The following is a 24226-nucleotide window of genomic DNA, read 5'->3' as shown; positions in this document are numbered from 1 at the left end:
ACTCCCGCAACCGGGATTCCGGCAGGTTCGTGGTCCGACCAGGCGTCCTGTCCGAACAGGACGTCTGCGAGGACTGTTGCACGACCCAGCGAAGACGGTTCGTCGTTTCGCAAGCGGCCTCGCATCATTGCGAGGCCACAGAGGGGCAGGGATCTGATCCCTCTCAGGAGCAGGCTGCTTACCGCAGGATCGAGCGGCCCGCGTACTCGGCCATATCGCCCAGCATCTCCTCTATGCGGATGAGCTGGTTGTACTTGGCCAAGCGGTCCGACCGTGACAGCGAGCCGGTCTTGATCTGCCCGCAGTTGGTCGCCACGGCGAGGTCGGCGATGGTGGCGTCCTCGGTCTCGCCGGACCGGTGGGACATCACACAGGTGTAGCGGGCGCGGTGGGCCATATCGACCGCCTTGAGGGTCTCGCTCAGCGTGCCGATCTGGTTGACCTTCACGAGGAGCGAGTTGGCCACGCCCTGGGCGATGCCGTCCTTCAGCCGGCTAGGATTGGTCACGAAAAGGTCGTCACCCACGAGCTGGACCTTGTCGCCCAGGGCTTGGGTCAGCATCGCCCAGCCGTCCCAATCATCCTCGCCCATGCCGTCTTCGATGGAGATCAGCGGATAGTCGGCCACGAGCCCTTCGAGGAACCGGACGTTCTCTTCGGAGGAGAGCGACTTGCCTTCTCCCACCATCTCGTACTTGCCGTTCTTGTGGTACTCGGTGGCCGCGCAATCGAGTGCGAGGTGGATGTCCTGGCCAGGCTGATACCCTGCCTTCTCGATCGCACGGAGGATGACGTCCAAAGCCTCGCGCGCCGAGTTGAGGCCGGGTGCGAAGCCGCCTTCGTCGCCGACGCCGGTAGCCAGGCCCTGGTCGTGCAGTTCCTTCTTCAGGGTGTGGAAGACCTCGGAGCCCATGCGCACGGCATCGCGGATGTTCTCCGCCGACACGGGCATAATCATGAATTCCTGAATGTCGATCGGGTTGTCGGCATGCTGGCCACCGTTGATGATGTTCATCATCGGTACGGGCAGGATGCGGGCGGCCGTCCCACCCACATAGCGATAGAGCGGCTGAGAGGTGAAGTCGGCCGCAGCCTTGGCCACCGCCAGCGAGACGCCAAGGATGGCATTGGCGCCAAGGCGGCCCTTGTTGGGCGTTCCGTCCATCTCGATCATCATGGCGTCAATGCCGGCCTGCTCTGTCGCGTCCAGCCCGATCACGGCTTCGGCGATCTCGCCGTTGACGGCGGCCACGGCTTCAAGGACGCCCTTGCCCTTGTAGCGGGCCTTGTCGCCGTCCCGCTTCTCCACGGCCTCGTGTGCGCCGGTCGAGGCGCCCGAGGGCACTGCGGCGCGTCCCGTGGTTCCGTCTTCCAGGGTCACATCGACCTCCACGGTCGGATTGCCGCGGCTATCGAGGATCTCGCGGGCGTGGATGTCGATGATCGTGCTCATGGGCAGTCCCTTTTCGATGCGGGGGCGTTGCGGTTGGGCAGTCCCTAGCGCGCGGCTGGCGCCGGGGAAAGACTTTCGCGCGCGCTGCGGGCGCGCTGCCGCTCGCGCAGAAGACTGTAGATGCCCGAGCCGACGATCAGGAGCGCGCCACCCAGGGTCCACCCATCGGGCCGCTCGGAGAACACGGTGATTCCGACCAGAAGGGCGAACAGCAGGCGGGTGTAGCGGAAGGGGGTGATGACCGAGATTTCCCCGGCCCGCATCGCCTCAGTCAAGGCCCAGTAGCCCACCGCGCCTGTCACCAGGGCCCCAAGGAACCAAGCCGTCTCGGGCCCTGTCGGAACCGCCGCGCCTCCTGTGACTGCCAGTTCGACTGCACCCACAACACCCACGGCCGCAAAGCCCCAGGCCACGAGCAGCATCGAGTCGATCGCCTGGGGAATGCGGCGCGTGAACAGATCGCGACCACCCAGACCGACGACAGCCAGCAGGGCAAAGGCCGAGGCAGGGACGAAGGCTTCGGACCCCGGCCGGACGACCATCATGACGCCGGCGAACCCCACCAGAATGGCGATCCAGCGCCGCCATCCTACGGACTCGCCAAGGAAAAGCGCCGCTCCCATGGTCACGGCCAGCGGAGTGGCTTGGAAGATCGCCGTGGCAGTGGTCAGCGGCGAGAGCGCGATGGCCAAAACATAGCCGAACGTGCCGAGCATCTCGCTCAGGTTGCGGCCCAGGACTGCGGGGTGGAAGAACTGCGGCGCCCAGAACCGCAGCCCACGACGCCGGGCGACCAGGCCAAAGACGATGGCCCCGGAAACCCCGAGGGCCAGGAGGATCTCGCCGACCGGCAGCCGGGCGGCCAGGAGCTTGATGAACATGTCCTCAAGGGCAAAGCCGGCCATGCCTCCCACCATGAGGACGATGCCGCGCTGGTTCGCGGTCATTCGCGCGGCTTCCGGGTCGCAGGCATGCCGTAGAGCTCCAGCCGATGTCCCACCAGCCGGTAGCCCAGCTTCTGGGCGATCCGCTCCTGCAACTCCTCGATGTCGGGATCGACGAATTCGATGACCTCGCCCGTGCTGAGGTCGATCAGATGGTCATGATGGTCGCGGTCGGCCGTCTCGTAACGCGCGCGCCCATCAAGGAACTCGTGCCGCTCTAGGATGCCGGCCTCTTCGAACAGCTTGACTGTCCGATACACCGTGGCGATCGAAATCCGCGAATCCTCCTTGACGGCGCGGGCATGAAGTTCCTCGACGTCAGGGTGGTCTTCGGACTGTTCCAGCACGCGCGCGATGGTCCGGCGCTGGTCGGTCAGCCTCAGGCCTTGGGCCTCGCAGCGGTCGAGGATCGACTGGGGCATGGCGGGCCTTTTGTCCGGGTCGCGTCTTGGTGCCGCTTAGCCCCTCGTGCCAGCGAAGGGAAGCCGCAGCCAGCTTCCTCCAAGAGCGCGGACCGTCGCACCGGCGCCGATCTTGAACCGGGCCAAGCCCGGACTGGCCTCGGTGTCGACGGTCCCCAGATCGAGCCGGATGTATCCTTCGGCCGCCAGGTCGTCGGCGGCCCGCATCAGGAGAAGATGATGCGCTGACAGAGCACGGCCCCGATCACCGCTCCAGCCGATGTGATAAGTCGCAACCGGGGGGTGCAGCAGGAATAGCATCCCAGCGACCGGCTCGTCGGCGGCCCAGGCTGCAAAAATCCGGCCCGAATTTGGATTAGCCTTGGCAAAGGCGCAGGCGACCGTGAGAGGAAGAGCGCGGTAGCGCCTACGGGCTCGCATGGCGGCCTCTTGGCGCAAGAGCCAGTGCGATGGGTCGCCGTCGAACGACTCCCATACGACGCGCAGGTTCGATCTCTCGGCCACTTTCAGACTGCCGCGCCATTTGGGTGCCACTCCGTGCCGCCTTGATTTCGGAGTTTCCGACAGGGAAAGTTCCGCGACATGCGTCGGTGTGACCACCTGGCGGAAGCCTGAGCCAAGCAGGGACGGGCAGCAGCTCTCGGCATCGACCATCCGCACCCCTTGGTCAGAGAGCCGGGACAGGGCCGCTCGTCGGAGTCCGGGATCACTGATCTCCCAGATCGGACCGCGAGGCACATAGCCGATCTCGCCCAAGATCGGCACGGTGCGACGGATGACCTGGGCGTGTCCGGCTCCGGACAGATCCGCCATATCCACCTTCTGGCCGAGGGATATTAGGGCCTTGGCAAAGCGAGGATGCTGCTGCAGGGGCAGGGGGCTCATCCCAACTGTTTAACACCATGGAAACCTAATCCGTGGTTAACGGCTCCATGAAACCGTCAGCTTTCACCGTGATGGGCGTGACCGCGCCGTCCGCACGTCTCACCCGTCTGGGGGCGGCGCTCCTCGCCATCGTGATCGCGGTGCCCGGGGGCGTGGTGATCGGACTAATAGGTTGGTGCCTGTAGCCCCCGAGCCGCCGCGTCAGCCCAAACGCACCAGCACATGGCGCTTCTTACCGGCGGTGAGCTTCAAGCCGGCCTGCACCTCGTCGACGGTCAGGAGGCGGGATTCCGTTACGACCTCGTCGTTGATGCGGGCGCCCCGTTCAGAAAACAGGCGCTTGGCCTCTTTTCCCGAGGCTGCAAGGCCCGCCTGCACGAACAGCGCCGTGTTGGCGAGGCCCGCCTCCACTTGGGCCGAACTGACGACGATGGTGGGCAGGTCGTCGCCCACGCCGCCCGACTCGAACACCTCCCGCGCCGTGCGCTCGGCCGCCTTGGCGGCGTCCGCGCCGTGAAGCAGCGTCGTCACCTCGTTCGCGAGGACAATCTTGGCCAGATTGATCTCTGCTCCTCCCAGGTTGCCTAGCCGCTCGCATTCCCGGACGGGCAACTCCGTGTAGAGCTTGAGAAAGCGTTCCACGTCGGCGTCCGTCGTGTTGCGCCAGAACTGCCAGAACTCGTAAGGGCTCAGCATCTCGCCGTTCAGCCACACGGCCCCGCCCTGGCTCTTGCCCATCTTACGGCCGTCCGAGGTCGTCAGCAGCGGAGTCGTCAAGCCGAAGATCTCGGTCCCGTCCACCCGGCGGGTCAGGTCGATCCCGTTGACGATGTTGCCCCACTGGTCCGAGCCGCCCATCTGGAGCAGGCATCCGTAGCGGCGGTTCAGCTCCAGAAAGTCGTAGGCCTGGAGGATCATGTAGTTGAACTCCAGAAACGACAGCGACTGCTCGCGGTCGAGGCGGGACTTCACGCTCTCGAAACTCAGCATGCGGTTGACCGAGAAGTGCCGCCCGATGTCCCGCAGGAAGTCGAGGTAGTTGAGTTGGTCCAACCATTCGGCGTTGTTGAGCATGAGAGCGTCAGTCGGCCCGTCGCCATAGGCGATGAGCCTGTCGAAGACCCCCTTGAACCCCTGAATGTTGCGGTCGATCTGATCGGGCGTCAGCAGAGGGCGCTCTTCGGACCGGAAGGACGGGTCGCCCACCTTGGTCGTGCCGCCCCCCATGAGCGTGATCGGCTTGCCGCCGGTCTTCTGCAGCCAGCGGAGCACCATGATGTTCATGAGGTGCCCGACATGGAGCGATGCGGCAGTCGCGTCGTAGCCGATGTAGGCCGGCACGACACCATCCAGCAACGCCTTGTCGAGCGTCTCGAGGTTCGTGCAGTCGGCATAATAGCCACGCTCGATCAGCACGCTAAGAAAGTCGGACTTGGGCTGATGTGTCATGGCCTTGTTCCCTTGCAAAGGTCGCGGCAGTCTATAGGCCGCAGCAGAGCCGAGGAAAAGCGATGTCGGAGGTGGTGACCGCGCTTGGCGCGATGTCGGGAACGTCGCTAGACGGCGTGGACGCCGCGGTGCTCCGAACCGACGGCGAGCGGATCGAAGGCTTTGGCCCCGCAGGCTATCGGCCGTACTCTTCCGAGGAACGCGCCATCCTGCGCTCTGCCCTCGGACGCTGGAACGGACCCGAGGTCGATGCCGCGACGCGCGTGGTCGAGGATGTTCATGCCGAGATCCTTTCAGGCTTCGCCGAGGTGGACCTGATCGGCTTCCACGGCCAAACCCTGGCGCACGAGCCACGCGGGCGCGGGACACTCCAAGTCGGCGACGGGACCCGGCTTGCCCAGGTGCTGCACCGGCCCGTCGTCTGGGACTTCCGGAGCGAGGACGTTCGGAAGGGCGGTGAGGGAGCCCCGCTCGCGCCATTTTACCATTTCGCGCTGACCCGCTGGATCGGTGCCTCCGAGCCTCTTGCCGTGCTCAACCTTGGTGGCGTGGGGAACCTGACTTGGGTGGATCCTCGCCGCGAACGGCCGGAGGAGGATGGGGCTCTCATTGCATTTGACACCGGCCCCGCGAATGCCCTGATGGACGATCTGATGTTGCGGCGTCGGGGCGTCGCCCGGGACGAGGGCGGCGGACTGGCGGATGCCGGTCGCGTCGATGAGAGCATCGTGAACGCCTTCCTGGCACTCCCGTTCTTCGCGCGGCAGCCACCCAAATCCCTTGATCGCGATCAGTTTGCGGCCTTGGGGCGAGCGGTCGAGAACCTGCCGGATGCCGATGCGGTTGCGACCCTGACCGCTTGTTCGGCGCGTGCCGTAGGGCAGGGCCTGCTGCACTGCCCGACAGCGCCGACACGCCTACTGGTGACAGGCGGCGGACGGCACAACACGACGCTTATGCGGTGGATCGCCAAGGAAGCCCGGTGCGCTGTCGAGCCCGTCGAGGCGCATGGCCTCGACGGCGACATGCTGGAAGCGCAGGCCTTTGCGTTCCTGGCCGTGCGGGTTCTCCGAGGCTTGCCGACCTCTGCCCCAGGAACGACCGGAGTCGGAGCGCCACTCGTTGGCGGGATCGTCAGCCAGCCCGAAATGTCGACGAGGTCGGCTGGATCGGGAAGGGCTCTTTGAGTCGACGATTCCTTGGTTTGCTGGGCGGCGACCAGCACGGCGTCTACCGTCTGAATCGAACGTGCCTGGCCAGGGCGCACGCGACAGGACGGAAGCAGGCGCCCCGATCAGCCGACCTGAGCGGGGACGTGTCGGTCCGCCAAGTCGGCCTCCCTCCTGAGGCGCGCGGCAAGATCCATCAACCGCCGAAGGGCATCCTCGTAGGCGCTGTCCTCGATGGTCATGGCCAGGCGCACGTGACCCCGGGACGCCGATCCGAAGCTTTCGCCGGGCAGGACGGCGATTCGTTCTCCGTCCAGGAGGCGAGTGGCAAAGGCCTCGCCGGAAAGACCGGTCGCCCGAATGTCGAGCATGGCATACATCGCGCCGTTCTGAGGGGCCGCCCGCACGGTCTTCTGACCTGCCAAGACACGCTGGGTGATCTCGCGCCGCCGTCTGAACGGCTCTGCGATACGGGTCTCGTAGTCCGGTCCTTGGGCGAGGGCGAAGACGCCCGCGTCCTGGATGAAACCGGGGATGCCGTAGTTCGACACCGTGGACAGATCCCAGAGCAGGTCGATGGCTGGTGCCGGACCGATCACCCAACCCAGGCGGCTGCCGGTCATGGCATGGCTTTTGGACAGGGACCCGATCACAAGGGTTCGCTCTGCAAGGCCGGGCAGAGCGCGTGGCGATAGGTGCTGACCGCTCCAGATTTGGCTGTCGTAGACTTCGTCCGAGACGATCCAAAGATCGTGCCGCTCTGCGACACGGCCGATCCCGGCAAGCGTCGCTTCGGAATAGACTACGCCAGTCGGGTTGTTGGGGGAATTGACCAGCACCGACCGCGCGCCCGCTGCTGCGGCCTCCAGATCATCCTCCAGAGGTTCGAAACCGGCTTCGGCTCGCGCGGTCACCGACGATGGCTGAAGACCGGCAGCGCGGATCGTGCCGGGATAGGTTGGATAGTAGGGATCGATGTGCAGCGCCCGGTCCCCTGGATCGCCTACGAACTGATGAACGGCAAAAAGGGCCGCCTGACCGCCCGGCGTGACGATGACGTTCTCGGGGCCGGTAGAGACGCCCGTCAGGCGCTCGGCACGTTTGGCCACCGCGGCCCGTAGTTCCGGGATGCCAGGGATCGACGCATAGCCCGTATGTCCAGCCTTGGCCGCAGCGTGCATGGCGTCCAAGATGGAGGTGTCGGTCTTGATGTCGTGCTCGCCGATGGTGAGTTCGGTGACAGGAACGCCTTGGCGGATCAGGTCCTTGGCGCGATAGAACAGGTCCCATCCGTCCGAGCCGTCGCCGGTGATGCGCCTGATGCGGTTCGATGCTGTAGCCATGGGCCGGGCAGTGCTGGAGCCGCTTCGGCTTGTCAACCGCTCGTGCGGTCGAGCGTGACCTGCACATCGCCCGGCAAAGAGCGGCGAACGTCCTCGTAGGCGGCCACGATCCGCTCTCGCAGGTCATGGTCGGACAATGGGGTCACGGTTGACCACGAACCGTGGTCAAGGACCTCGATCGTCTTGCCCAGACGGGCGAACGGCTTGTGCGCCAGGGTCCACACGTCCCTATCGCCAGATCCCGCGACCTTTTCGGTTCCGGGCAGCTCGGCGCAGATCAGGTTCACGGTTTCGCGGCTCATGCCGAAGAAGGATGGGGCGCTGCGACCCGGCGTCCAGAGGAATTGCGTGGACGCCGGGCGGGTGCGCTGTTATGGAACGGCCATGACGACCAGTGGCATCATCATCCGTTGCCTCATTACCTGCTGACACACGTCACGCGGGCAACATCGTCGCACTTCCCTGGTGAGATCGAGAGGCGCCCGCGGGCCAAAACCTGCGCGAGGCGACCATGACGACGATCCGCCTGACCAACACCAGAACCCGCCGCAAGGAGGTGTTCGAGCCCTTGGATCCCAAGAACGTCCGCATGTATGTCTGCGGGCCAACGGTCTACGACCGTGCGCATCTGGGAAATGCACGGCCCGTGGTCGTCTTCGACGTCCTGTTCCGCCTGCTGCGGCATGTGTACGGGGCGGATCATGTGACCTATGTCCGCAACTTCACCGACCTCGATGACAAGATCAACGCCCGGGCGGCGGAGACCGGCCGCCCCATCCGCGACATCACCGACGAGACGATCGGCTGGTATCACGATGACATGGACGCCGTCGTTGCCCTCCGACCCACCTCGGCGCCCCGGGCGACCGAGTGGATCGGTGCCATGGTCGGGATGATCGAGGAGTTGATCGCCAAGGGGCACGCCTACGAGGCTGCGGGCCACGTGCTGTTCCGGGTCCGCAGCTACACGGACTATGGCGCACTATCCGGCCGGTCCGTCGATGACATGATGGCCGGGGCCCGCGTGGAGGTCGCACCCTTCAAGGAAGACCCGCTCGACTTTGTCCTTTGGAAGCCTTCGGACTACACCCTACCCGGTTGGGACTCTCCTTGGGGGCGCGGCCGCCCCGGCTGGCACATCGAATGCTCGGCCATGGCGCGCGAGCTGCTGGGGACGAGCTTCGACATCCACGGTGGCGGACTGGACCTGCAATTTCCGCACCACGAAAACGAGATCGCGCAATCCTGCTCCGCCGATCCGGGCGCAGGGTTTGCCCGGGTGTGGATGCACAACGAGATGCTGCAGGTGGAAGGCCGAAAGATGTCCAAATCGCTGGGCAACTTCTTCACCGTCCGCGACCTGCTGCAACAAGGCATTCCGGGGGAGGTGATCCGCTTCGTCCTTCTTGGGACGCATTACGGAAAGCCGATGGACTGGACCGAGAGGAAGCGACAGGACGCAGAGGCTACCCTCCGAAAATGGCGGGACAGGACCAGGGACCTCGTGGCTGGCGATCTCCATGCGCCGGTCCTCAATGCCTTGGCCGACGACCTGAACACGCCTCAGGCGATGGCGGAACTCCACGACCTCGCGAATGCGGGCGACTACCGGACGCTGCTGCGAAGCGCACAGTTCATCGGTCTTCTGACCGAGGAGGCGGGCGGCTGGGAGCAGCAGGACGGCTTGGAACCCGGTGACCGGGAACTGCTGCATCAACTTGAAGCCACTCTGATCCGTGCTCGCGACGAAGCCAAGGTCAGCAAGGACTTTTCTCAGGCCGACAGGCTGAAACTCGCCCTGGCCGAAGCCGGCATCGAGGTTCGCATGTCCCGCGACGCAATCGAACTCAGGCCCACTTCCCGCTTCGATGCTGGCGCGCTCTGGGCCATTCCAGGCCATGAGAGGGCGGAAACACGATGACCACCTCCCGGCTTTACCTTTATGACACGACCCTCCGCGACGGTCAGCAGACCCAGGGCGTTCAGTTCTCCACAACTGAGAAGGTGCGCATCGCGCAGATGCTGGATGCGCTGGGTGTGGACCATATCGAAGGCGGCTGGCCCGGAGCGAATCCTACCGATTCGGACTTCTTCGACGCAGCGCCGCAGACGCGCGCCACCATGACGGCCTTTGGCATGACCAAGCGGTCGGGCCGGTCCGCCGCCAACGACGATGTCTTGGCCGCGGTGCTGAACGCGGGCACGCCATCCATTTGCCTCGTCGGCAAGAGCCACGTTTTCCATGTCCGGACCGCCCTTGGCATTCCACTGGACGAGAACTTGGACAACATCAGCGCTTCCTTTGCCCATGTCCGGGAGAAGGGGCGCGAGGCGATCTTCGATGCCGAGCACTTCTTCGACGGGTATCGCGCCGATCCGGCTTATGCCCTGGCCTGCCTCCACGCAGCCTACTCCGAAGGCGCGCGCTGGGTCGTCCTGTGCGACACCAACGGCGGAACCCTCCCGAACGAGATCCGCAGGACGGTCGAGGCTGCTATCGCCTCCGGCATTCCGGGTGACAACATCGGCATCCATACTCATGACGACACGGGGCAGGCCGTCTCCAACTCTCTGGCCGCTGTCGAGGCCGGCGCTCGTCAGATCCAGGGCACGCTGAACGGCTTGGGCGAGCGCTGTGGGAACGCGAACCTGACGACCATCATCCCTACACTTCTGCTGAAGGAGCCTTTCGCGTCCGATCTTCGGACCGGAGTGTCGGAGGACGCCCTGAAAGGGTTGCTGAGGGCATCCCGTACGCTTGACGACATCCTGAATCGCGTGCCGGCCAAGCAGGCCCCATATGTCGGCCACTCGGCCTTTGCCCACAAGGCCGGGCTCCACGCGAGCGCCATCGCCAAGGATCCCACGACCTACGAGCATGTGGACCCCGCGACCGTGGGCAACGAACGGATCGTTCCCATGTCCAACCAGGCGGGCCAGTCCAACCTCCGCCAACGCCTGCGCGAGGCAGGGCTGGATGTGGAGCCCGGTGATCCGCGCCTTGGCCGCATCCTGGACTCGGTCAAGGAAAGGGAGGCCCGGGGCTATGCCTACGACACCGCGCAGGCGAGCTTCGAACTGCTCGCCCGCCGTGAGCTGGGCCTGCTGCCACGCTACTTCGACGTGGATCGTTACCGGGTGATCTCGGAGCGTCGACGGAACGCCAAGGGGCAGGTCGTCACCGTGTCTGAAGCCGTGGTGACGATCCAGATCGGACCGAAGCGCATCACCAGCTTCTACGAGAACGCCCATGCCGCCACCGAGCCCGATGCCGGGCCGGTCAACGCACTGTCCCGTGCCTTGGCCGCCGACCTTGGTGAGCTCCAGGCCTATATCGACGACCTTCGCCTGACGGATTTCGCGGTGCGGATCACCGATGGCGGCACCGAGGCTGTGACCCGCGTCGTCATTGACAGCGAGGACGGGCAGGGGCGTCAGTGGACGACCGTGGGCGTGTCCGCGAACATAATCGATGCCAGCTTCGATGCCCTAGTGGACGCGATCACCTGGAAACTGGTCCGCGACGGCGCGCCGGTGCCCGCATGACCTTTGAAGCCTGCGCGGCGCTGGTCGAGCGTGGCGACCCGGACCGTTTCCGCGTCGCGATGGCGGCCCCTCCAACCGCGCGGCGGGTGCTGTTCCCGCTGTTCGCCTTCAATCTGGAGGTGGCCCGGGCGCCTTGGGTGACCCGGGAGCCCATGTTGGCCGAGATGCGCCTGCAGTGGTGGCGGGACGTGGTGGAAACCTCGGCCGCCGGCGACCCCCCTCCAGCCCATGAGGTCGCGGGTCCACTGGGCGCGCTTATCCGCGAGGGCAGGCTGGACCCCGCGACGCTCGACGCCATCGTCCAGGCGCGACGACGCGACATTGAGGCGGAGCCTTTCCGACCCGACGACCTCCGCGCCTATTTGGAAGGCACGGCGGGCAATCTTCTCTGGGCCTCAGCCGCAGCCTTGGGCGAACCTTCGGTCCACCGGGACGCCGTTCTACAGGCTGGCTACGCCGCCGGGCTTTCGGCTTGGCTGCAAGCTCTTCCAGAACTGGCAGCCACTGGGCGTGGGCTCGTCGATGAGAGCCTGCCCGCAATCCGGGCCTTGGCAGAGGATGGGCTGTCCGTCTTGGCGCAAGCGCGACGCATGCGTTTTGGCCCCGGCATCCCCGCTTTGCGCGCGGCGTCCCTGGCCGGGACGTTTCTGTTCAGGGCGAAGCGCGATCCGGAGGCCGTGCTTGAGGGGCGGCTCTCACTGGCCGAGGTCGCCAAGAGTTCGAGGCTGCTTTGGGTAACCCTGAAAGGAAGCTGGTAAAGCGCTCAGCGCGCGGCTCTGGGGCGCATGGCCAGCCAGATCAACGCCCCGCCCGCCAGGACGATAAACGGTGCCATTGCAAGGTTCACGAGCCGCCAACCCTCGGCCGCGCTGCCGCCGACACAGTTCATCAAGCCTCCCGAGGCCAGCGACGCCACGGTCACGCATCCCATGACGATGGCGTCGTTCATCCCTTGGACCCGGCCGCGTTCGGCCGGAGCATGAGCCGAGGTCAGCATCGCGGTCGCACCGATGAAGCCGAAGTTCCAGCCGAGGCCTAGCAGGACGAGCGTTCCAAAGAAGTTGGTAAGCTCCACCCCCGAAAGACCTACGCCACCCGCAATCCCGAGGATCGCAAGGCCCGCCATCACGATGCGCTGTGCGCCGAAGCGGGCGATCAGATGACCCGTGAAGAACGACGGCACGAACATCGCAAGAACATGGGCCGAGATCACATCCGCCGCGTGGTTGGGGGAGAACCCGCATCCCACGATGGCCAAAGGGGTGGACGTCATCACGAGGTTCATCAGGGCATAGGACACCATGGCACAGATGACGGCCACAAGGACGGCCGGACGGGAAAGCAACTCTCCCCACGATGGGCCTTTGAGGGGCTGGGATGTGGTCCGGGCGGGGCTCGGGAGGTCGAGCAGGAGAAAGACCCAAGCGCCCGCCAGCGTCACCGCCATCGCGGCAAGATAGGTTCCCAGGAAAGGCACGGCGAAGAGGTCGTTCGTGAACTTGACGAGTTGCGGGCCGGTCAGCGCCGAGACCAGCCCCCCCGCCATCACCCAGGAGATGGCCTTGGGCTTGAAGGCGTCCGAGGCCGCATCGGTCGCAGCGAAGCGATAAAAGCCCTGTGCGGCCATGTATGTGCCGGTGAGAAAGCTCCCTGCCAGGAAAACGGGAAAGCTGCCCAGGGACAATCCCAGTGCCGCGAGGCCGGAGCCAAGGAACCCTCCCGTTGCGCCGACGAAGAAGCCTGCGCGGCGCCCATGCCGTTGCATGAACCCCGACAGCCATGGCGCGGACAGCATCGCGCCGGCCACGATCATCGAAATTGGCAGGGTGGCCAAGCAGTGGATCGGTGCCAGCATGTTTCCGGCCAAGCCGCCCACGACAAAGACCATGGTGACCTGACTGCCCAGGATTGCCTGCGCCGCCACGAGGACAAGCACATTGCGTCGGGCGCGCCGGTCATCCGGCAGGGGCAGGTCGGTCGCGGCATGATCGGTCATGGTCGTGGGTTAGACCTCCGACTTAGCTGTGTCCATCTGCGACTCGATGAGGTGCGCGAAGGACCCCGACACCCGTCCTTGACTAAGGCCCATCGGCTCGAGGGCCACACCCTCCGCGTCCCACGCCCGGAACAGTGGGTAACCAGTGGCTCGAGTGGTTGTGGCGTAGTGGAATTCGTGGGCGGCCCAACGGCCGGGGAAGAGCCCGCCCAAGGCTTCGACCATGCGATAGCCCAAGTGGAGTCGCCGCATGGCGAAGGACGTCTCCAGAGGAAGGAGCCCCGCCATCTTGTGAGCCACGCCTTCAGCGTCGGTCAACACCTCGCCCAGGGCCATGTAGCCACCGCATTCTCCGTAAATGTCGGAAACCTGCGACGCCTTGCGGATCGAGGCCATGAACACCTCTGCGGCGGCCAGTCGGCCCGCGTGCAACTCCGGATAGCCGCCGGGGAGGATGATCAGGTCGGCTGGCGGAACGGCTTCGTCGGCCAGCGGTGAGAAGAAGGTTATCTCCGCGCCGCCTATGCGCCAGTCGGCCAGCAGATGCGGATAGGTGAAGGCAAAAGCGGCATCGTGAGCAACCGCGATGCGCTGCGCCGGGGGCGTGCGGCGTGTCAGGGAGACAGGCGGGCATGAATGCTGCCCAGCAAGATGCAGCAGCGCCCCGATATCCATATGCCTCTCCACGAGGTCGGCTGCGTCGTCCAGAAACCGTTCCAGGTCAGGCCGTTCACCGGCCTGCATCAGACCGAGATGACGGGACGGGTGCGCCAGCGCGGTGCTACGCGGCAATGCGCCAAAGACCGGCAGCCCGAGCGCCCCGACCGCCTTGGTCAGCATCTGGAGATGCCTGTCCGATCCGATACGGTTCAGGACGACGCCCGCCACGTTGACCAAGGGGTCATGCCGGGCAAAACCGGCGACCAGCGGCCCGATGGACTGCGCCATGCGGCCGGCATCCACGACCAGCACAACAGGAAGCCGCAGCAGGCGCGCAAGGTCCGCCGTGGCCCCTCGTCCGTCAGGCGGGGCGCCGTCGAACAGGCCCATAGCCCCTTCGATCACCAGCACGCCTTCGCCACCGGCGAGCCCCATGATCCGCGTCGGGCTCATCGCCCAGGCATCAAGGTTGAAGCAAGTCTTACCGCAAGCCGCGTCGTGGAAACGGGGGTCGATGTAATCCGGCCCTGACTTCGCCGCGCGGACCGATACGCCGCGGCGCTTCAGCGCCCGCAGCAGGCCGAGGGTGACCGTGGTCTTGCCCGATCCGGACGCCGGAGCCGCAATGATGAGCCCGCCCACTCGGTCACGCGCTCTCGGGGCGGGAGCGATTGCCGAGCGGGTCCAGATGCTTTGGGCCAGCCTGCCAGTCCAGCGTGTGCCGAAGAAGCACGTTGCGCCCGATGCAGATGATGCCCGGCGGCTCGACCTTGGTTGCGTCCTCGGGGAGGCGGGCCAGGGTCGTTTCCAGAACGGCCTGACGCGGTGTGGTGGCGTCGGTGACGATGGCGACCGGCTCGGAGGCGTCGCGCCCGGCCGCCAGTAGCTCGCCCGCGATCTGTCGGGCGTGCTTGAGGCCCATGTAGATCACGATGACCTCGGACCCGCGGGCGATCGCACCCCAGTCCAGGGCGGACGGCGCGGCCCCGGTCTGGTCGTGCCCGGTCACGAAGGTGACCGACTGGTTCACGTCGCGGTGGGTCACTGGGATGCCGGCATAGGCCAAGCCCCCGATGCCGGCCGATATGCCGGGAACCACGCGGATCGGGATCCCGTGCCCGACCAGCGTCTGCGCCTCCTCGCCTCCCCGGCCGAACACGAACGGATCGCCACCTTTGAGACGCAGCACCCGCCTGCCCGCCCGCGCGAGGTCCACGAGCCTTAGGGAGATGTCGCGCTGGAGGGGCGATGGCTTGCCGCCACGCTTGCCCGCATAGATGGCTTCGGCCTGCGGGGCCCAGTCCAGGATGCGAGGTTCGACCAAGGCGTCGTAGACCACGACGTCGGCGTGCCGGAGGGCATGAAGCGCATGAAGCGTCAGCAGGCCCGGATCGCCCGGCCCGGCTCCGCAAAGCCAGACCCAGCCGGGCAAGAATGAGGGCCAGTCGAAATCAGGAAGGTCGGGCATGATGCCCTCTTAGGACGACCCGGGGCCGACTGGAAGCCGGGACGCGACCTCGGCATGGCCTGTCGCGACCCTATAAGGTCGGTCGCCCTTGCATGAACCGAATAGGAACCCCATCATCGGCGCCCGTGACCCATCCAGACCCCTCAGATCCACCGTTGCTGCGTCGTGGCTGGACTACGGGTGCCTGCGCGACGGCTGCGACCAAGGCGGCCCTCCTTCGACTTTGGGGCGGGAACTGGTGCGAGACGGTGACGATCACCCTGCCGCGTGGCGAGACGCCGACCTTCGACGTGATCCATCGGTCCGCCGGCGACGGATGGGCCGAGGCGGGAATCGTGAAGGACGCGGGCGATGATCCCGACGTGACGCATGGCGCGACTATCGTTGTCCGCGTGGGCCCCGGCTTCCATGGGGTAACGTTCCGCGCCGGCCCCGGCGTTGGCCTGGTGACCCGACCCGGGCTCCCGATCCCGCCGGGTGAGCCTGCGATCAATCCCGTCCCTCGGGCCATGATGGACGAAGTGGTGGCCGAACTGGCATCGGAGTTCGGGCGGTCGCCCGACGTGGAGATCACCGTATCGATCCCGGGCGGAGAGGAGATCGCCCGCAGGACCTGGAATCCCCGGCTCGGGATCGAAGGGGGTCTTTCGATCTTGGGCACGACCGGCATAGTGCGCCCCTTCTCCTGCGCGGCCTGGATCGCATCGATCCACCGCGGCATCGACGTGGCCCGGGCGTCGGGTGTGCCGCATGTGGCCGGCTGCACCGGAGCGACCAGCGAAGCCACGGTTCGTGCGCTTCATGGTCTGCCCGAGATCGCGATGATCGACATGGGCGACTTCGCGGGGGGCATGCTCAAATACTTGCGCCGCCATCCAATCCCGCGCGTCACGTTGGGCGGAGGCATCGGCAAGATCATAAAGTTTGCGCAAGGCGCGCAGGACCTGCATTCCGGGCGGAGCCAGATCGACATGGCGCGTCTTGCGGAATGGGCCGACGACCCGCGTGTGGCCGAAGCCCCGACGGCACTAGCCGCCTTGACCCTGGTCGGACCGGATCTGGCGGCACGCGTGGCCCGCGAGGCGCTGGTGCGGCTGGACGCCATGCTGGACGGGGCTGGGATCGCGTCGGACGTGGTCGTGATCGACCGCACCGGGAACATAGTAGGCAGTGCTGGGCCGTGAGGTTGCTGCTTCTTGCAGGGACTTCCGAAGCCCGCCAGTTGGCCGCGATCCTCGCTGCGGAGGGGTTCCCCGCGATCGCAAGCTTGGCTGGTGCCACGCGGACGCCCGCACCCCTCGCGCTTCCGACCCGCCACGCAGGGTTTGGCGGCATGGAGGGGTTCGAGGCCTTCGTGGTCGATCAACGGATCGGGGCGGTGATCGACGCCACCCATCCCTTCGCTGCCCGGATCACCCAACGCACTCACGACGTTTGCGTGAGAATGGGGGTTCCGCTTCTGCGACTGGAGCGACCCGCCTGGGTGCCAAGGGACGGGGATCGATGGACCTATCTCGGGGACGAGGCGCAAGGCATCGAGCGGATTCCCGAGGCTGCGGTCGTGTTCCTGGCGACCGGACGCCAGTCCCTGTCCGCATGGACCGGGCTGCGCGCAGGTCAGGTCTACCTGCGCGTAATCGACCGACCTGCCGAGCCGTTCCCGTTGCCAGGGAGCTTCGTGACGGGGCGACCTCCGTTCGACCTTGCGGCCGAGACCGAACTGTTCGAACGCCTCGGGGTGACCCACCTTGTGGCCAAGGACTCGGGCAGCGCGGAAGCACGGCCCAAGCTTGAGGCGGCGCGCAACCTTGGGATCGAGGTGCTGATCCTTGGGAGACCGGCTCGACCCTCCAGCCTCCTCGTGGTCGAGACGGTGGAGCAGGCCGCTGACTGGGCCCGAAGGTTGCCGTTTCGTTCTGGCTGATCTAGCATCTCGGTATGCGGATCATTCAATCCTACGCTTGCATCGAGGAAGGCGCCGCCTGGCTTGGCGCTCTGGAGCCTCGCTTTGCACAGGCCTATGCCATGGCCGCGCCAGTGAAGCTGCGCCGCTACCCCGACGGTTTCGACCGTCTCTTTTCGGCCATCGTGAGCCAGCAGGTCTCGACTGCGGCGGCCGAGTCCATCTGGGGACGACTGGAGAACCAGGGGCTGACCGCCCCCGAAGCAGTGCTGGCCGTCGAGGATGATCGCCTGCGCGCTGTGGGCCTGTCGCGCCAGAAGGTCCGCTACGCCAAGGCGCTGGCTGCGGAGGGGATCGACTATGTCGCCCTGCGTGGTCTCCCGACCGAGGAGGTGATCCAGAAGCTGGTCCATGTGCCCGGGATTGGCCGTTGGACAGCCGAAATGTACGCCATGTTCGCGCTGGGCCATGCCGATGTCTTTGCGCCTGGCGACCTTGCCTTGCAGGAGGGCGTGCGGCTGCTCTTCGACCTTCCCGATCGGCCCAAGGAGAAGGAATTGCGCGACATGGCCGAGGCATGGTCACCCTGGAGGGCCGTCGCCGCACGCATTCTCTGGGGCTACTACCACGTCATCAAGTCCCGGGAGGGCGTCCGCTGACCCTTTCTCCCTGCGGCTGCGGGCGCTATCTCGCTACAAGTCACGCAAGGGGAGACGGACATGGCCAAAGGCACACGCGCGCTGCGCTCTGAACGGGTGGAGCCGCTGTCGGGCGAGACGCGGTCCTGCGTCGTCTTCCTCCATGGCTACGGAGCGAACGGCAAGGACCTGATCGGCCTGGCAGAGCCGCTGGCCGAGCATATGCCCGACACATTGTTCCTGTCGCCCGATGGCCCAGAAACCTGCGTGGGCTCACCCCTGGGGCTTCAGTGGTTCCCGATCCCCTGGATCGACGGCTCGTCCGAGGAGATGGCCCGGAACGGCGTCCTTCGCGCGGCCGAGGATCTCCAGTCGTTTCTGGACGGCGTGATGGTGGACGAAGATCTGCTGCCCGAGCAGGTCATGCTGTTCGGGTTCTCGCAAGGGTCCATGATGGCGCTGCATGTGGCCCCGCGTCGCGAGGACCCGGTTGCAGGGGTGGTGGCCTTCTCCGGCCGCCTGCTGGAGCCCGAGCTCTTGACCGATGAGGTGACGAGCCGCCCGCCCGTCCTTCTGGTACATGGCGACCGGGATGACGTCGTACCGGTGCAGGCGTTGCCCGAAGCCGCGCGGGCCCTGGAAGCGGCAGGCTGGAGCGAGGTTTATGCGCATGTCATGAAGGGGACAGGCCATGGCATTGCCCCTGATGGGCTGTCGGTGGCGCTGGCCTTCATGCGCGAACGTCTGGGCGTGTCCTGATCGTCACGCCTGCGTCATAACCCCCTGCCAAAGCTGAGCCAGATATAGCGAGTCTTGCCGCATGGTTGGCCCGATATATAGTGCATCGGGACGGACATGCGTGGACAGGAGGTCTGGCAGGCATGACGGCACTGGCGATGGAAGAAGATTTCAGGACCACTTTCGTGCGCGATCCGGCGTCGCTGCGCCATCATCCCGCACTAGTCCTGAACGCCGACTATCGGCCTCTCTCCTACTATCCCTTGTCGCTCTGGCCGTGGCAGGAGGCCGTGAAGGCCGCGTTCCTGGACCGCGTTGAGATCGTCGCAACTTACGACGAATGCGTGCACTCGCCCTCAACCAGTCTTCGGATCCCGTCCGTGGTCGTGCTCAAGGACTATATAAAGCCGCAGAAAAGGATCGCGTTTACCCGGTTCAACCTGTTCCTTCGCGACGAGTTCTGCTGCCAGTACTGTGGGGCCAAGGGGGATCTGACCTTCGACCACGTGGTGCCGCGCTCCAAGGGTGGCATCACCAGTTGGGAGAACGTCGTCGCGGCCTGCTCGTCCTGCAATCTCCGAAAAGGGTCGCTGTCGCTCCGGCAGGCCGGGCTGACACTGCGGCGTCCGCCGCGTCAGCCGGGGTCCGAGGAGCTTCGGAACGTCGGTCGGAAGTTCCCGCCGAACTACCTGCACGGGTCTTGGACGGACTACCTCTACTGGGATGCGGAACTGCAGCCCTGAGGCAGTTTGCAAGGCAGAGCCGTCCTATGCGGGCCTGCTGGTCCGCTGAATCGCGTGAAGATCCATGGTACCGGAGCCTCAAGTCCCATCCGGGACAAGCAACTTGATTTCGGCCCGCATCCAGTGTGAGGAGTGCGTGGACGCTGCCGACCAAGGCGCTATTTGGCCGTCGCTCTCTGCCTTTGCCCGAAGCAAGAGGGGTGGGGTCGATTTCCCAGGACTGAAGGTTCAGGCAGCCTTGCATCGTCTGAAAGCGGAGAGTGTTGAACACACGGCGCACTGATCTTCTGCCCTGGGGCGCTTGACATCACCGCGACAGTGGCCGGAGAAGAAGTGCGTGATGCGGCAGTCTGAAGCGTTCCCTCCCAGGCCAGCAGGCTGGCTTGGCCAGGACTGCAACAGGCTGAAGGCTGTTGACTAAGACTGGCGGGGATCGCTGGACGCGCCCCACGGTTAGGGGTAGGTGCGGCACCGTTAGCGCTAACTGTTGAAGCAGGAGTGTCGAAGATGGTCTCGCGCGTGATACCGGTCGAGCCGTTCGACCTCGTGATCTTTGGCGGCACTGGTGATCTGGCTCGCCGGAAGATCCTGCCCGGCTTGTTCCGGCGGTTTCGGGCCGGCCAGATGCCTGAAGGATCGCGGATCATCGGCGCTGCCCGCGGGAACTTGGAGACGTCGGCGTATCGGGACTTGGTGCGCGGCGGCATCCAGGAGTTCGGAGGTTCTGAGAGCAGCGATGGCGACAGCCTCGCGGCTTTCCTCGACAGCCTGCAATACGTCTCGATCGATGCGACCGGCGAAGGGGGCTGGCAGAGCCTTGCCGGACTGGTGCGTCCCGACGTCATCAAGGCCTTCTACTTCTCGGTCGCCCCGAGCCTTTTCGGCGCCCTAGCAGAGCGGCTGCATATGCACGGCATTGCTGATCCCGAGTCCCGGATCGTGGTGGAGAAGCCGTTCGGCCGCGATCTCGATTCGGCGCGTGCCCTGAACCACACCCTCGCGGAGCATTTCCGCGAAGAGCAGATCTACCGAATCGACCACTATCTCGGGAAAGAGACGGTGCAGAACCTGATGGCGGTCCGCTTCGGAAACATCCTCTTCGAGCCGCTCTGGAACAATCATTACGTCGATCACATCCAGATCACCGTGGCCGAGACGGTGGGTGTCGAGGGGCGGGGCGAGTACTACGACAAGTCGGGCGCCATGCGGGACATGGTGCAGAACCACTTGATGCAGCTTCTTTGCCTGATCGCCATGGAACCCCCGGCGCAGTTCGAGGCCGGGGCCGTGCGAGACGAGAAGCTCAAGGTCATTCGAGCGCTCAGGCCCGTTCCCGCCCACCATATTGTGCGTGGCCAGTACGATGCGGACGGAGATCAGCCATCTTACCGGGAGGAGGCGGGCAATCCCCGCAGCTTCACCGAAAGCTTCATCGCCATTCGCGCCGAGATCGCCAACTGGCGCTGGTCCGGCGTACCGTTCTACCTGCGCACCGGGAAGAAATTGCGCGCTCGGCATTCCGAGATCGCTGTCGTGTTCAAGGACCTGCCGCATTCCATCTTCGAGGGGGATCAGGCGCGCCATCGGAACATCCTGTCGATCCGATTGCAGCCCAACGAGGGCATCGATCTCACGGTCACGATCAAGGAGCCCGGACCCGGAGGAATGCGTCTGGTCGATGTGCCCCTGGACATGACCTTTGCCACGGCGCTTGGCGAGGACGGCAAGGATGTCCCCGACGCCTATGAGCGGCTCATCATGGATGTGATCCGTGGCAACCAGACGCTGTTCATGCGGGGCGATGAGGTCGAGGCCGCCTGGGCCTGGACCGATCCGCTGATCGCTGGATGGGAACGGCGCAACGACGTCCCGAAGCTGTACGATCCCGGATCGGCGGGACCCGACGACTCCCTGATGCTGCTGCACCGCGAGGGGCGGCGCTGGCGCGAGATCAAGGGCTAGGCGCGCCCGCTGCGCCGCCTATGCTCTGCCCCGCGCCTTGAAGGATCTTGACCATGGAACTAGTGACCTATCCCGACTCGGAGATGATGATGATCGAGGTAGCCCAGCGTCTCGCGGGCGAGCTTCGGCAGGCTCTCCAGTCGGCCGAGGCGGCTTCGATCGCGGTGCCGGGTGGGACGACGCCGGGACCGATCTTCGACTCGCTTTGCGGGGCGGACCTCGACTGGGAGCGTGTGTCGGTCATGCTGACCGATGAGCGCTGGGTACCAGAGGATTCGCCGCGTTCGAACACGCGCCTGCTCAAGCAAAGGCTTCTGGTCGGCAAGGCTGCCGTGGCCCGCTACCTTCCTCTTTATGCTCCTACGGAGACCCCGGAGGAGGGCATTCCCGATCTCGCGCAGGCCATATCGGACGTGCTGCCGCTGAGCACCTGCCTTCTTGGCATGGGAACCGACATGCACACGGCGTCGATCTTTCCAGGTGCCGATCGTCTGGAGGAGGCGCTGACCGGCGACCTCATCCTTGTTCCGATGCGCGCCCCCGGCGCGCTCGAGCCTCGGATCACCTTGTCGGCCCGGGTTCTGAGTGGTGCCATCGCCCGTCATGTCGTCATCACCGGACCTGAGAAGCGCGAAGCGCTCGACCGGGCCCGGACCCTGACCCCCGAAGAGGCCCCGGTTGCTGCGGTCCTCAAGGGTTCCATCGTTCACTGGGCGGAGAGCTGAATCATGTGGGATGCCCTGCGTGCGCATCATGAGGCGGTCAAGGATCGCCCCATCCTGTCCCTGTTCGACGCGTCCCGAGCCAAGGAGTTCTCGGTGCGTCTGGGCGACATGCTGCTTGATTACAGCAAGACCAACCTTGATGACGAAGGGCGCCGTCTCCTGATCGACCTTTTGGAACAGGCCGAGGTCGCCCGCAAGCGCGACGCCATGTTCGCCGGCAAGCCGATCAACGAGACCGAGGGGCGAGCCGTCCTCCATACGGCTTTACGCAACCTCGATGGCGGACCTGTTCTCGTGGACGGGCAGGACGTCATGCCAGGGGTGCACCGGACGCTTGAACGGATGCGGGTTTTCGCGTCAGCCGTGCGTGATGGCCGCGAGGCAGGGCAGGGTGGCCGCTACACCGACGTCGTCAACATCGGCATAGGAGGCTCCGACCTTGGCCCCAAGATGGGAGCCATTGCCCTGGCTCCCTATGCCGATGGGCCGCGCATCCACTTCGTGTCGAATGTCGATCCGGCCGACATCGCGGACGTTCTGCGCGCCTGTGATCCCACGACCACTTTGGTGATCGTCGCGTCCAAGACCTTCACCACTCAGGAAACGATGGCCAACGCCCAGACTGCCAAGGCCTGGATGTCGGAAACCGTGCGCGACCCTGCGGCCCAGTTCGCTGCCCTGTCCACTGCCAGCGACAAGACTGCCGCCTTCGGCATCGCGCCGGATCGGGTCTTCGGCTTCGAAGACTGGGTCGGCGGTCGCTACTCCATGTGGGGCCCCATCGGCTTGTCGCTGATGATTGCGATTGGGCCTGAGGCGTTCCGGGCTTTCCTTCGGGGGGGGCAGGCCATGGACCTGCACTTCCGCACCGCCGATTGGCACGAAAACATGCCGGCCCTGCTGGCGCTGGTCGGGATCTGGCACAACCAGATCTGCGGCCACGCCACGCGGGCAGTGCTTCCCTACGACAACCGCCTCATGCGCTTACCAGCATATCTTCAGCAACTGGAGATGGAGTCGAATGGCAAGGGTGTGACGATGGACGGCAAGCCCCTGCAGATCGAATCCGGTCCGATCGTCTGGGGCGAGCCCGGCACCAACGGCCAGCATGCCTTCTACCAGCTCATCCACCAGGGCACCCGCGTCGTGCCGTGCGAGTTCCTCGTCGCCGCTCGGGGGCATGAGGATGATCTCCACCACCAGCATCAGCTTCTGGTCGCGAATGCCCTTGCCCAGTCCGAGGCGCTGATGCGGGGCCGCACGATGGAGGAAGCGCGCGAGATCATGGCCAAGCGCGGCCTGTCGGGCGAGGAGTTGGAGCGACAGGCGGCCCACCGGGTCTTTCCGGGCAGCCGCCCCTCGACGACCCTGGCCTATCCGCAACTCGACCCTTTCAGCTTGGGCCAGATCGTTGCGCTCTACGAGCATCGGGTCTTCGTAGAAGGCGCGATCCTCGGCATCAACAGCTATGACCAATGGGGCGTAGAACTGGGAAAGGAACTGGCGGGCGCTCTGGCCCCCATGGTTCAAGGGCAACAAGGGACCGAGAGCAAGGATGCCTCCACGGCCGGCCTCGTGGCCTTCCTGCGGAGCCATGGGGCCTGACTTGTCTCACAGACCCGGATCGTTCCTGTCGCAGATCCGAGGCTGTCCTTAGCTCATGGGCGGCCTTGGTCTGCGGGCGCGGCCTAAACTGATATGCGTTCCTCTGACGTCGGAGCCGGTGCCCACGACTGGCAGAAGGACGATGCGAGGGAGCCTCCCGCGGCTCCCCCGACCTGAACTTATGCTGGGTTAGACCGCCGCCATGACAATGATTTCGACCTTGTAATCCGGCGTGGCGAGCTTGGCCTCGCCGGTCCAGCGGGCCGGCGGGTTTTCACGATCCACCCAGGCATCCCAGACGGCGTTCATCTCTGAAAAGGTGCCGATGTCGGCAAGCCAGATCTGGGCCGTCAGGATGCGCGCCTTGGTCGTCCCGGCTTCGGCCAGAAGGCGATCGACCTCGGCCAAGACAGCCCGAGTCTGGACCGTGACGCTCTCACCCGGCGCGCCCACCTGACCGGCGAGATGCACGACGCCATTGTAGACGACGGCCTCGCTCATGCGCGGCCCCGGGCCGATGCGGCGGATGTCGGTCATATCGTTCTCCCTTGTTCCGAATGGCGCCTGCCTAGAATGG

The 24226-nt window shown here is 65.5% G+C and carries 24 protein-coding genes; 13 read left to right on the top strand and 11 right to left on the bottom strand.

From position 1 onward, the window contains the following. Window positions 1-178 precede the first annotated feature (178 nt). The 4 genes from eno to FHG66_RS08160 are packed head-to-tail and all read right to left on the bottom strand — an operon-like array spanning window position 179 to window position 3704. Window positions 179-1453 (bottom strand): phosphopyruvate hydratase, encoded by a 1275-nt coding sequence (gene eno / locus FHG66_RS08175; protein ID WP_139076261.1) that lies wholly within the window; start codon window positions 1451-1453, stop codon window positions 179-181. A gap of 44 nt (window positions 1454-1497) precedes the next feature. Further along, a complete protein-coding gene (locus FHG66_RS08170; RefSeq protein WP_139076260.1) occupies window positions 1498-2400 on the bottom strand; it encodes a DMT family transporter in 903 nt (300 codons plus the stop codon). Next, the gene (locus tag FHG66_RS08165) at window positions 2397-2819 is read right to left on the bottom strand and encodes a Fur family transcriptional regulator (RefSeq protein WP_139076259.1); all 423 of its coding nucleotides are present in this window, start codon (window positions 2817-2819) and stop codon (window positions 2397-2399) included. The genes FHG66_RS08170 and FHG66_RS08165 overlap by 4 nt, the downstream gene beginning before the upstream one ends. Before the next feature lie 36 nt (window positions 2820-2855). Further along, the gene (locus FHG66_RS08160) at window positions 2856-3704 is read right to left on the bottom strand and encodes a GNAT family N-acetyltransferase (RefSeq protein WP_139076258.1); all 849 of its coding nucleotides are present in this window, start codon (window positions 3702-3704) and stop codon (window positions 2856-2858) included. A gap of 47 nt (window positions 3705-3751) precedes the next feature. On the opposite strand from FHG66_RS08160, the gene FHG66_RS21520 reads away from it, so the two are divergent. Further along, a complete protein-coding gene (locus FHG66_RS21520; RefSeq protein WP_176556167.1) occupies window positions 3752-3889 on the top strand; it encodes a hypothetical protein in 138 nt (45 codons plus the stop codon). A 16-nt stretch (window positions 3890-3905) separates the two neighbouring features. Here the strand turns inward: FHG66_RS21520 and tyrS are convergent, their stop codons facing one another. Then, window positions 3906-5153: a tyrosine--tRNA ligase gene (gene tyrS, locus FHG66_RS08155; RefSeq protein WP_139076257.1), complete on the bottom strand. Its 1248-nt coding sequence runs from the start codon at window positions 5151-5153 to the stop codon at window positions 3906-3908. Between the two features lie 62 nt (window positions 5154-5215). Here tyrS and FHG66_RS08150 point away from each other — a divergent pair, with 62 nt between their 5' ends. Beyond that, window positions 5216-6340 carry an anhydro-N-acetylmuramic acid kinase gene (locus tag FHG66_RS08150; RefSeq protein ID WP_139076256.1) on the top strand — a complete coding sequence of 375 codons (1125 nt, stop codon included), beginning with the start codon at window positions 5216-5218 and terminating at the stop codon, window positions 6338-6340. Window positions 6341-6447: 107 nt separating this feature from the next. Here FHG66_RS08150 and FHG66_RS08145 read toward each other — a convergent pair whose 3' ends face one another. Both FHG66_RS08145 and FHG66_RS08140 read right to left on the bottom strand, forming a co-directional pair. Continuing rightward, the gene (locus FHG66_RS08145) at window positions 6448-7665 is read right to left on the bottom strand and encodes a pyridoxal phosphate-dependent aminotransferase (protein WP_139076255.1); all 1218 of its coding nucleotides are present in this window, start codon (window positions 7663-7665) and stop codon (window positions 6448-6450) included. 32 nt (window positions 7666-7697) lie between these two features. Then, window positions 7698-7952 (bottom strand): hypothetical protein, encoded by a 255-nt coding sequence (locus FHG66_RS08140; RefSeq protein WP_139076254.1) that lies wholly within the window; start codon window positions 7950-7952, stop codon window positions 7698-7700. A gap of 224 nt (window positions 7953-8176) precedes the next feature. On the opposite strand from FHG66_RS08140, the gene cysS reads away from it, so the two are divergent. The 3 genes from cysS to FHG66_RS08125 are packed head-to-tail and all read left to right on the top strand — an operon-like array spanning window position 8177 to window position 11969. Continuing rightward, window positions 8177-9586 (top strand): cysteine--tRNA ligase, encoded by a 1410-nt coding sequence (gene cysS / locus FHG66_RS08135; RefSeq protein ID WP_139076253.1) that lies wholly within the window; start codon window positions 8177-8179, stop codon window positions 9584-9586. Next, window positions 9583-11211 carry a citramalate synthase gene (gene cimA / locus FHG66_RS08130; RefSeq protein WP_139076252.1) on the top strand — a complete coding sequence of 543 codons (1629 nt, stop codon included), beginning with the start codon at window positions 9583-9585 and terminating at the stop codon, window positions 11209-11211. The genes cysS and cimA overlap by 4 nt, the downstream gene beginning before the upstream one ends. Next, window positions 11208-11969 (top strand): squalene/phytoene synthase family protein, encoded by a 762-nt coding sequence (locus FHG66_RS08125; protein WP_139076251.1) that lies wholly within the window; start codon window positions 11208-11210, stop codon window positions 11967-11969. The genes cimA and FHG66_RS08125 overlap by 4 nt, the downstream gene beginning before the upstream one ends. A 5-nt stretch (window positions 11970-11974) precedes the next feature. Here FHG66_RS08125 and FHG66_RS08120 read toward each other — a convergent pair whose 3' ends face one another. The 3 genes from FHG66_RS08120 to cobA are packed head-to-tail and all read right to left on the bottom strand — an operon-like array spanning window position 11975 to window position 15335. Continuing rightward, the gene (locus tag FHG66_RS08120) at window positions 11975-13207 is read right to left on the bottom strand and encodes an MFS transporter (protein ID WP_139076250.1); all 1233 of its coding nucleotides are present in this window, start codon (window positions 13205-13207) and stop codon (window positions 11975-11977) included. Between the two features lie 9 nt (window positions 13208-13216). Beyond that, the gene (locus FHG66_RS08115; RefSeq protein ID WP_139076249.1) at window positions 13217-14509 is read right to left on the bottom strand and encodes a cobyrinic acid a,c-diamide synthase CobB; all 1293 of its coding nucleotides are present in this window, start codon (window positions 14507-14509) and stop codon (window positions 13217-13219) included. A gap of 4 nt (window positions 14510-14513) precedes the next feature. Further along, the gene (gene cobA / locus FHG66_RS08110; protein WP_139076248.1) at window positions 14514-15335 is read right to left on the bottom strand and encodes a uroporphyrinogen-III C-methyltransferase; all 822 of its coding nucleotides are present in this window, start codon (window positions 15333-15335) and stop codon (window positions 14514-14516) included. A gap of 92 nt (window positions 15336-15427) precedes the next feature. Between cobA and FHG66_RS08105 the strand changes: the two genes are divergently transcribed. The 8 genes from FHG66_RS08105 (at window position 15428) to pgi (ending at window position 23649) form a co-directional block, all read left to right on the top strand. Beyond that, entirely contained in the window at window positions 15428-16519 is a 1092-nt protein-coding gene (locus tag FHG66_RS08105; protein WP_139076247.1) for a cobalt-precorrin-5B (C(1))-methyltransferase, read from the top strand. Then, on the top strand, window positions 16516-17259 hold the full coding sequence (locus FHG66_RS08100; protein WP_139076246.1) for a cobalt-precorrin-6A reductase: 744 nt from the start codon (window positions 16516-16518) through the stop codon (window positions 17257-17259). Before FHG66_RS08105 ends, FHG66_RS08100 begins: the two co-directional genes overlap by 4 nt. Window positions 17260-17273: 14 nt before the next feature. Further along, window positions 17274-17897, top strand: coding sequence for a DNA-3-methyladenine glycosylase family protein (locus FHG66_RS08095; protein WP_139076245.1), 624 nt, complete (start codon window positions 17274-17276; stop codon window positions 17895-17897). Window positions 17898-17957: 60 nt separating this feature from the next. Beyond that, window positions 17958-18635, top strand: a complete 678-nt coding sequence (locus FHG66_RS08090) for an alpha/beta hydrolase (protein ID WP_139076244.1) — start codon at window positions 17958-17960, stop codon at window positions 18633-18635. Window positions 18636-18772: 137 nt separating this feature from the next. Then, window positions 18773-19357 carry an HNH endonuclease gene (locus tag FHG66_RS08085; protein WP_139076353.1) on the top strand — a complete coding sequence of 195 codons (585 nt, stop codon included), beginning with the start codon at window positions 18773-18775 and terminating at the stop codon, window positions 19355-19357. 507 nt (window positions 19358-19864) lie between these two features. Next, complete coding sequence (zwf, locus tag FHG66_RS08080; protein WP_139076243.1) at window positions 19865-21319, top strand: glucose-6-phosphate dehydrogenase; 1455 nt, start codon at window positions 19865-19867, stop codon at window positions 21317-21319. 53 nt (window positions 21320-21372) lie between these two features. After that, a complete protein-coding gene (gene pgl / locus FHG66_RS08075; RefSeq protein WP_139076242.1) occupies window positions 21373-22044 on the top strand; it encodes a 6-phosphogluconolactonase in 672 nt (223 codons plus the stop codon). A gap of 3 nt (window positions 22045-22047) precedes the next feature. Beyond that, window positions 22048-23649: a glucose-6-phosphate isomerase gene (gene pgi, locus FHG66_RS08070; RefSeq protein ID WP_139076241.1), complete on the top strand. Its 1602-nt coding sequence runs from the start codon at window positions 22048-22050 to the stop codon at window positions 23647-23649. Window positions 23650-23838: 189 nt separating this feature from the next. On the opposite strand, the gene FHG66_RS08065 is transcribed toward pgi, so the two are convergent. Continuing rightward, window positions 23839-24186, bottom strand: coding sequence for a RidA family protein (locus tag FHG66_RS08065; RefSeq protein WP_139076240.1), 348 nt, complete (start codon window positions 24184-24186; stop codon window positions 23839-23841). Between the last annotated feature and the right edge of the window lie 40 nt (window positions 24187-24226).

This window comes from Rubellimicrobium rubrum (assembly GCF_006152115.1).
GTDB classification, from domain to species: domain Bacteria; phylum Pseudomonadota; class Alphaproteobacteria; order Rhodobacterales; family Rhodobacteraceae; genus Rubellimicrobium; species Rubellimicrobium rubrum.
The sequence above is the reverse complement of the archived record's forward strand: the minus strand, read 5'-3'. Positions and strand labels throughout refer to the sequence as shown.

Coding starts and splice junctions, on each gene's coding strand:
- FHG66_RS08160 (WP_139076258.1), bottom strand. CDS start 3,704: ATGAGCCCCCTGCCCCTGCAGCAGCATCCTCGCTTTGCCAAGGCCCTA.
- FHG66_RS08095 (WP_139076245.1), top strand. CDS start 17,274: ATGCGGATCATTCAATCCTACGCTTGCATCGAGGAAGGCGCCGCCTGG.
- FHG66_RS08125 (WP_139076251.1), top strand. CDS start 11,208: ATGACCTTTGAAGCCTGCGCGGCGCTGGTCGAGCGTGGCGACCCGGAC.
- FHG66_RS08145 (WP_139076255.1), bottom strand. CDS start 7,665: ATGGCTACAGCATCGAACCGCATCAGGCGCATCACCGGCGACGGCTCG.
- cobA (WP_139076248.1), bottom strand. CDS start 15,335: ATGCCCGACCTTCCTGATTTCGACTGGCCCTCATTCTTGCCCGGCTGG.
- FHG66_RS08165 (WP_139076259.1), bottom strand. CDS start 2,819: ATGCCCCAGTCGATCCTCGACCGCTGCGAGGCCCAAGGCCTGAGGCTG.
- FHG66_RS08120 (WP_139076250.1), bottom strand. CDS start 13,207: ATGACCGATCATGCCGCGACCGACCTGCCCCTGCCGGATGACCGGCGC.
- FHG66_RS08105 (WP_139076247.1), top strand. CDS start 15,428: ATGAACCGAATAGGAACCCCATCATCGGCGCCCGTGACCCATCCAGAC.
- pgi (WP_139076241.1), top strand. CDS start 22,048: ATGTGGGATGCCCTGCGTGCGCATCATGAGGCGGTCAAGGATCGCCCC.
- FHG66_RS08150 (WP_139076256.1), top strand. CDS start 5,216: ATGTCGGAGGTGGTGACCGCGCTTGGCGCGATGTCGGGAACGTCGCTA.
- FHG66_RS08090 (WP_139076244.1), top strand. CDS start 17,958: ATGGCCAAAGGCACACGCGCGCTGCGCTCTGAACGGGTGGAGCCGCTG.
- FHG66_RS21520 (WP_176556167.1), top strand. CDS start 3,752: ATGAAACCGTCAGCTTTCACCGTGATGGGCGTGACCGCGCCGTCCGCA.
- pgl (WP_139076242.1), top strand. CDS start 21,373: ATGGAACTAGTGACCTATCCCGACTCGGAGATGATGATGATCGAGGTA.
- tyrS (WP_139076257.1), bottom strand. CDS start 5,153: ATGACACATCAGCCCAAGTCCGACTTTCTTAGCGTGCTGATCGAGCGT.
- FHG66_RS08170 (WP_139076260.1), bottom strand. CDS start 2,400: ATGACCGCGAACCAGCGCGGCATCGTCCTCATGGTGGGAGGCATGGCC.
- FHG66_RS08065 (WP_139076240.1), bottom strand. CDS start 24,186: ATGACCGACATCCGCCGCATCGGCCCGGGGCCGCGCATGAGCGAGGCC.
- cysS (WP_139076253.1), top strand. CDS start 8,177: ATGACGACGATCCGCCTGACCAACACCAGAACCCGCCGCAAGGAGGTG.
- FHG66_RS08085 (WP_139076353.1), top strand. CDS start 18,773: ATGGAAGAAGATTTCAGGACCACTTTCGTGCGCGATCCGGCGTCGCTG.
- eno (WP_139076261.1), bottom strand. CDS start 1,453: ATGAGCACGATCATCGACATCCACGCCCGCGAGATCCTCGATAGCCGC.
- cimA (WP_139076252.1), top strand. CDS start 9,583: ATGACCACCTCCCGGCTTTACCTTTATGACACGACCCTCCGCGACGGT.
- zwf (WP_139076243.1), top strand. CDS start 19,865: ATGGTCTCGCGCGTGATACCGGTCGAGCCGTTCGACCTCGTGATCTTT.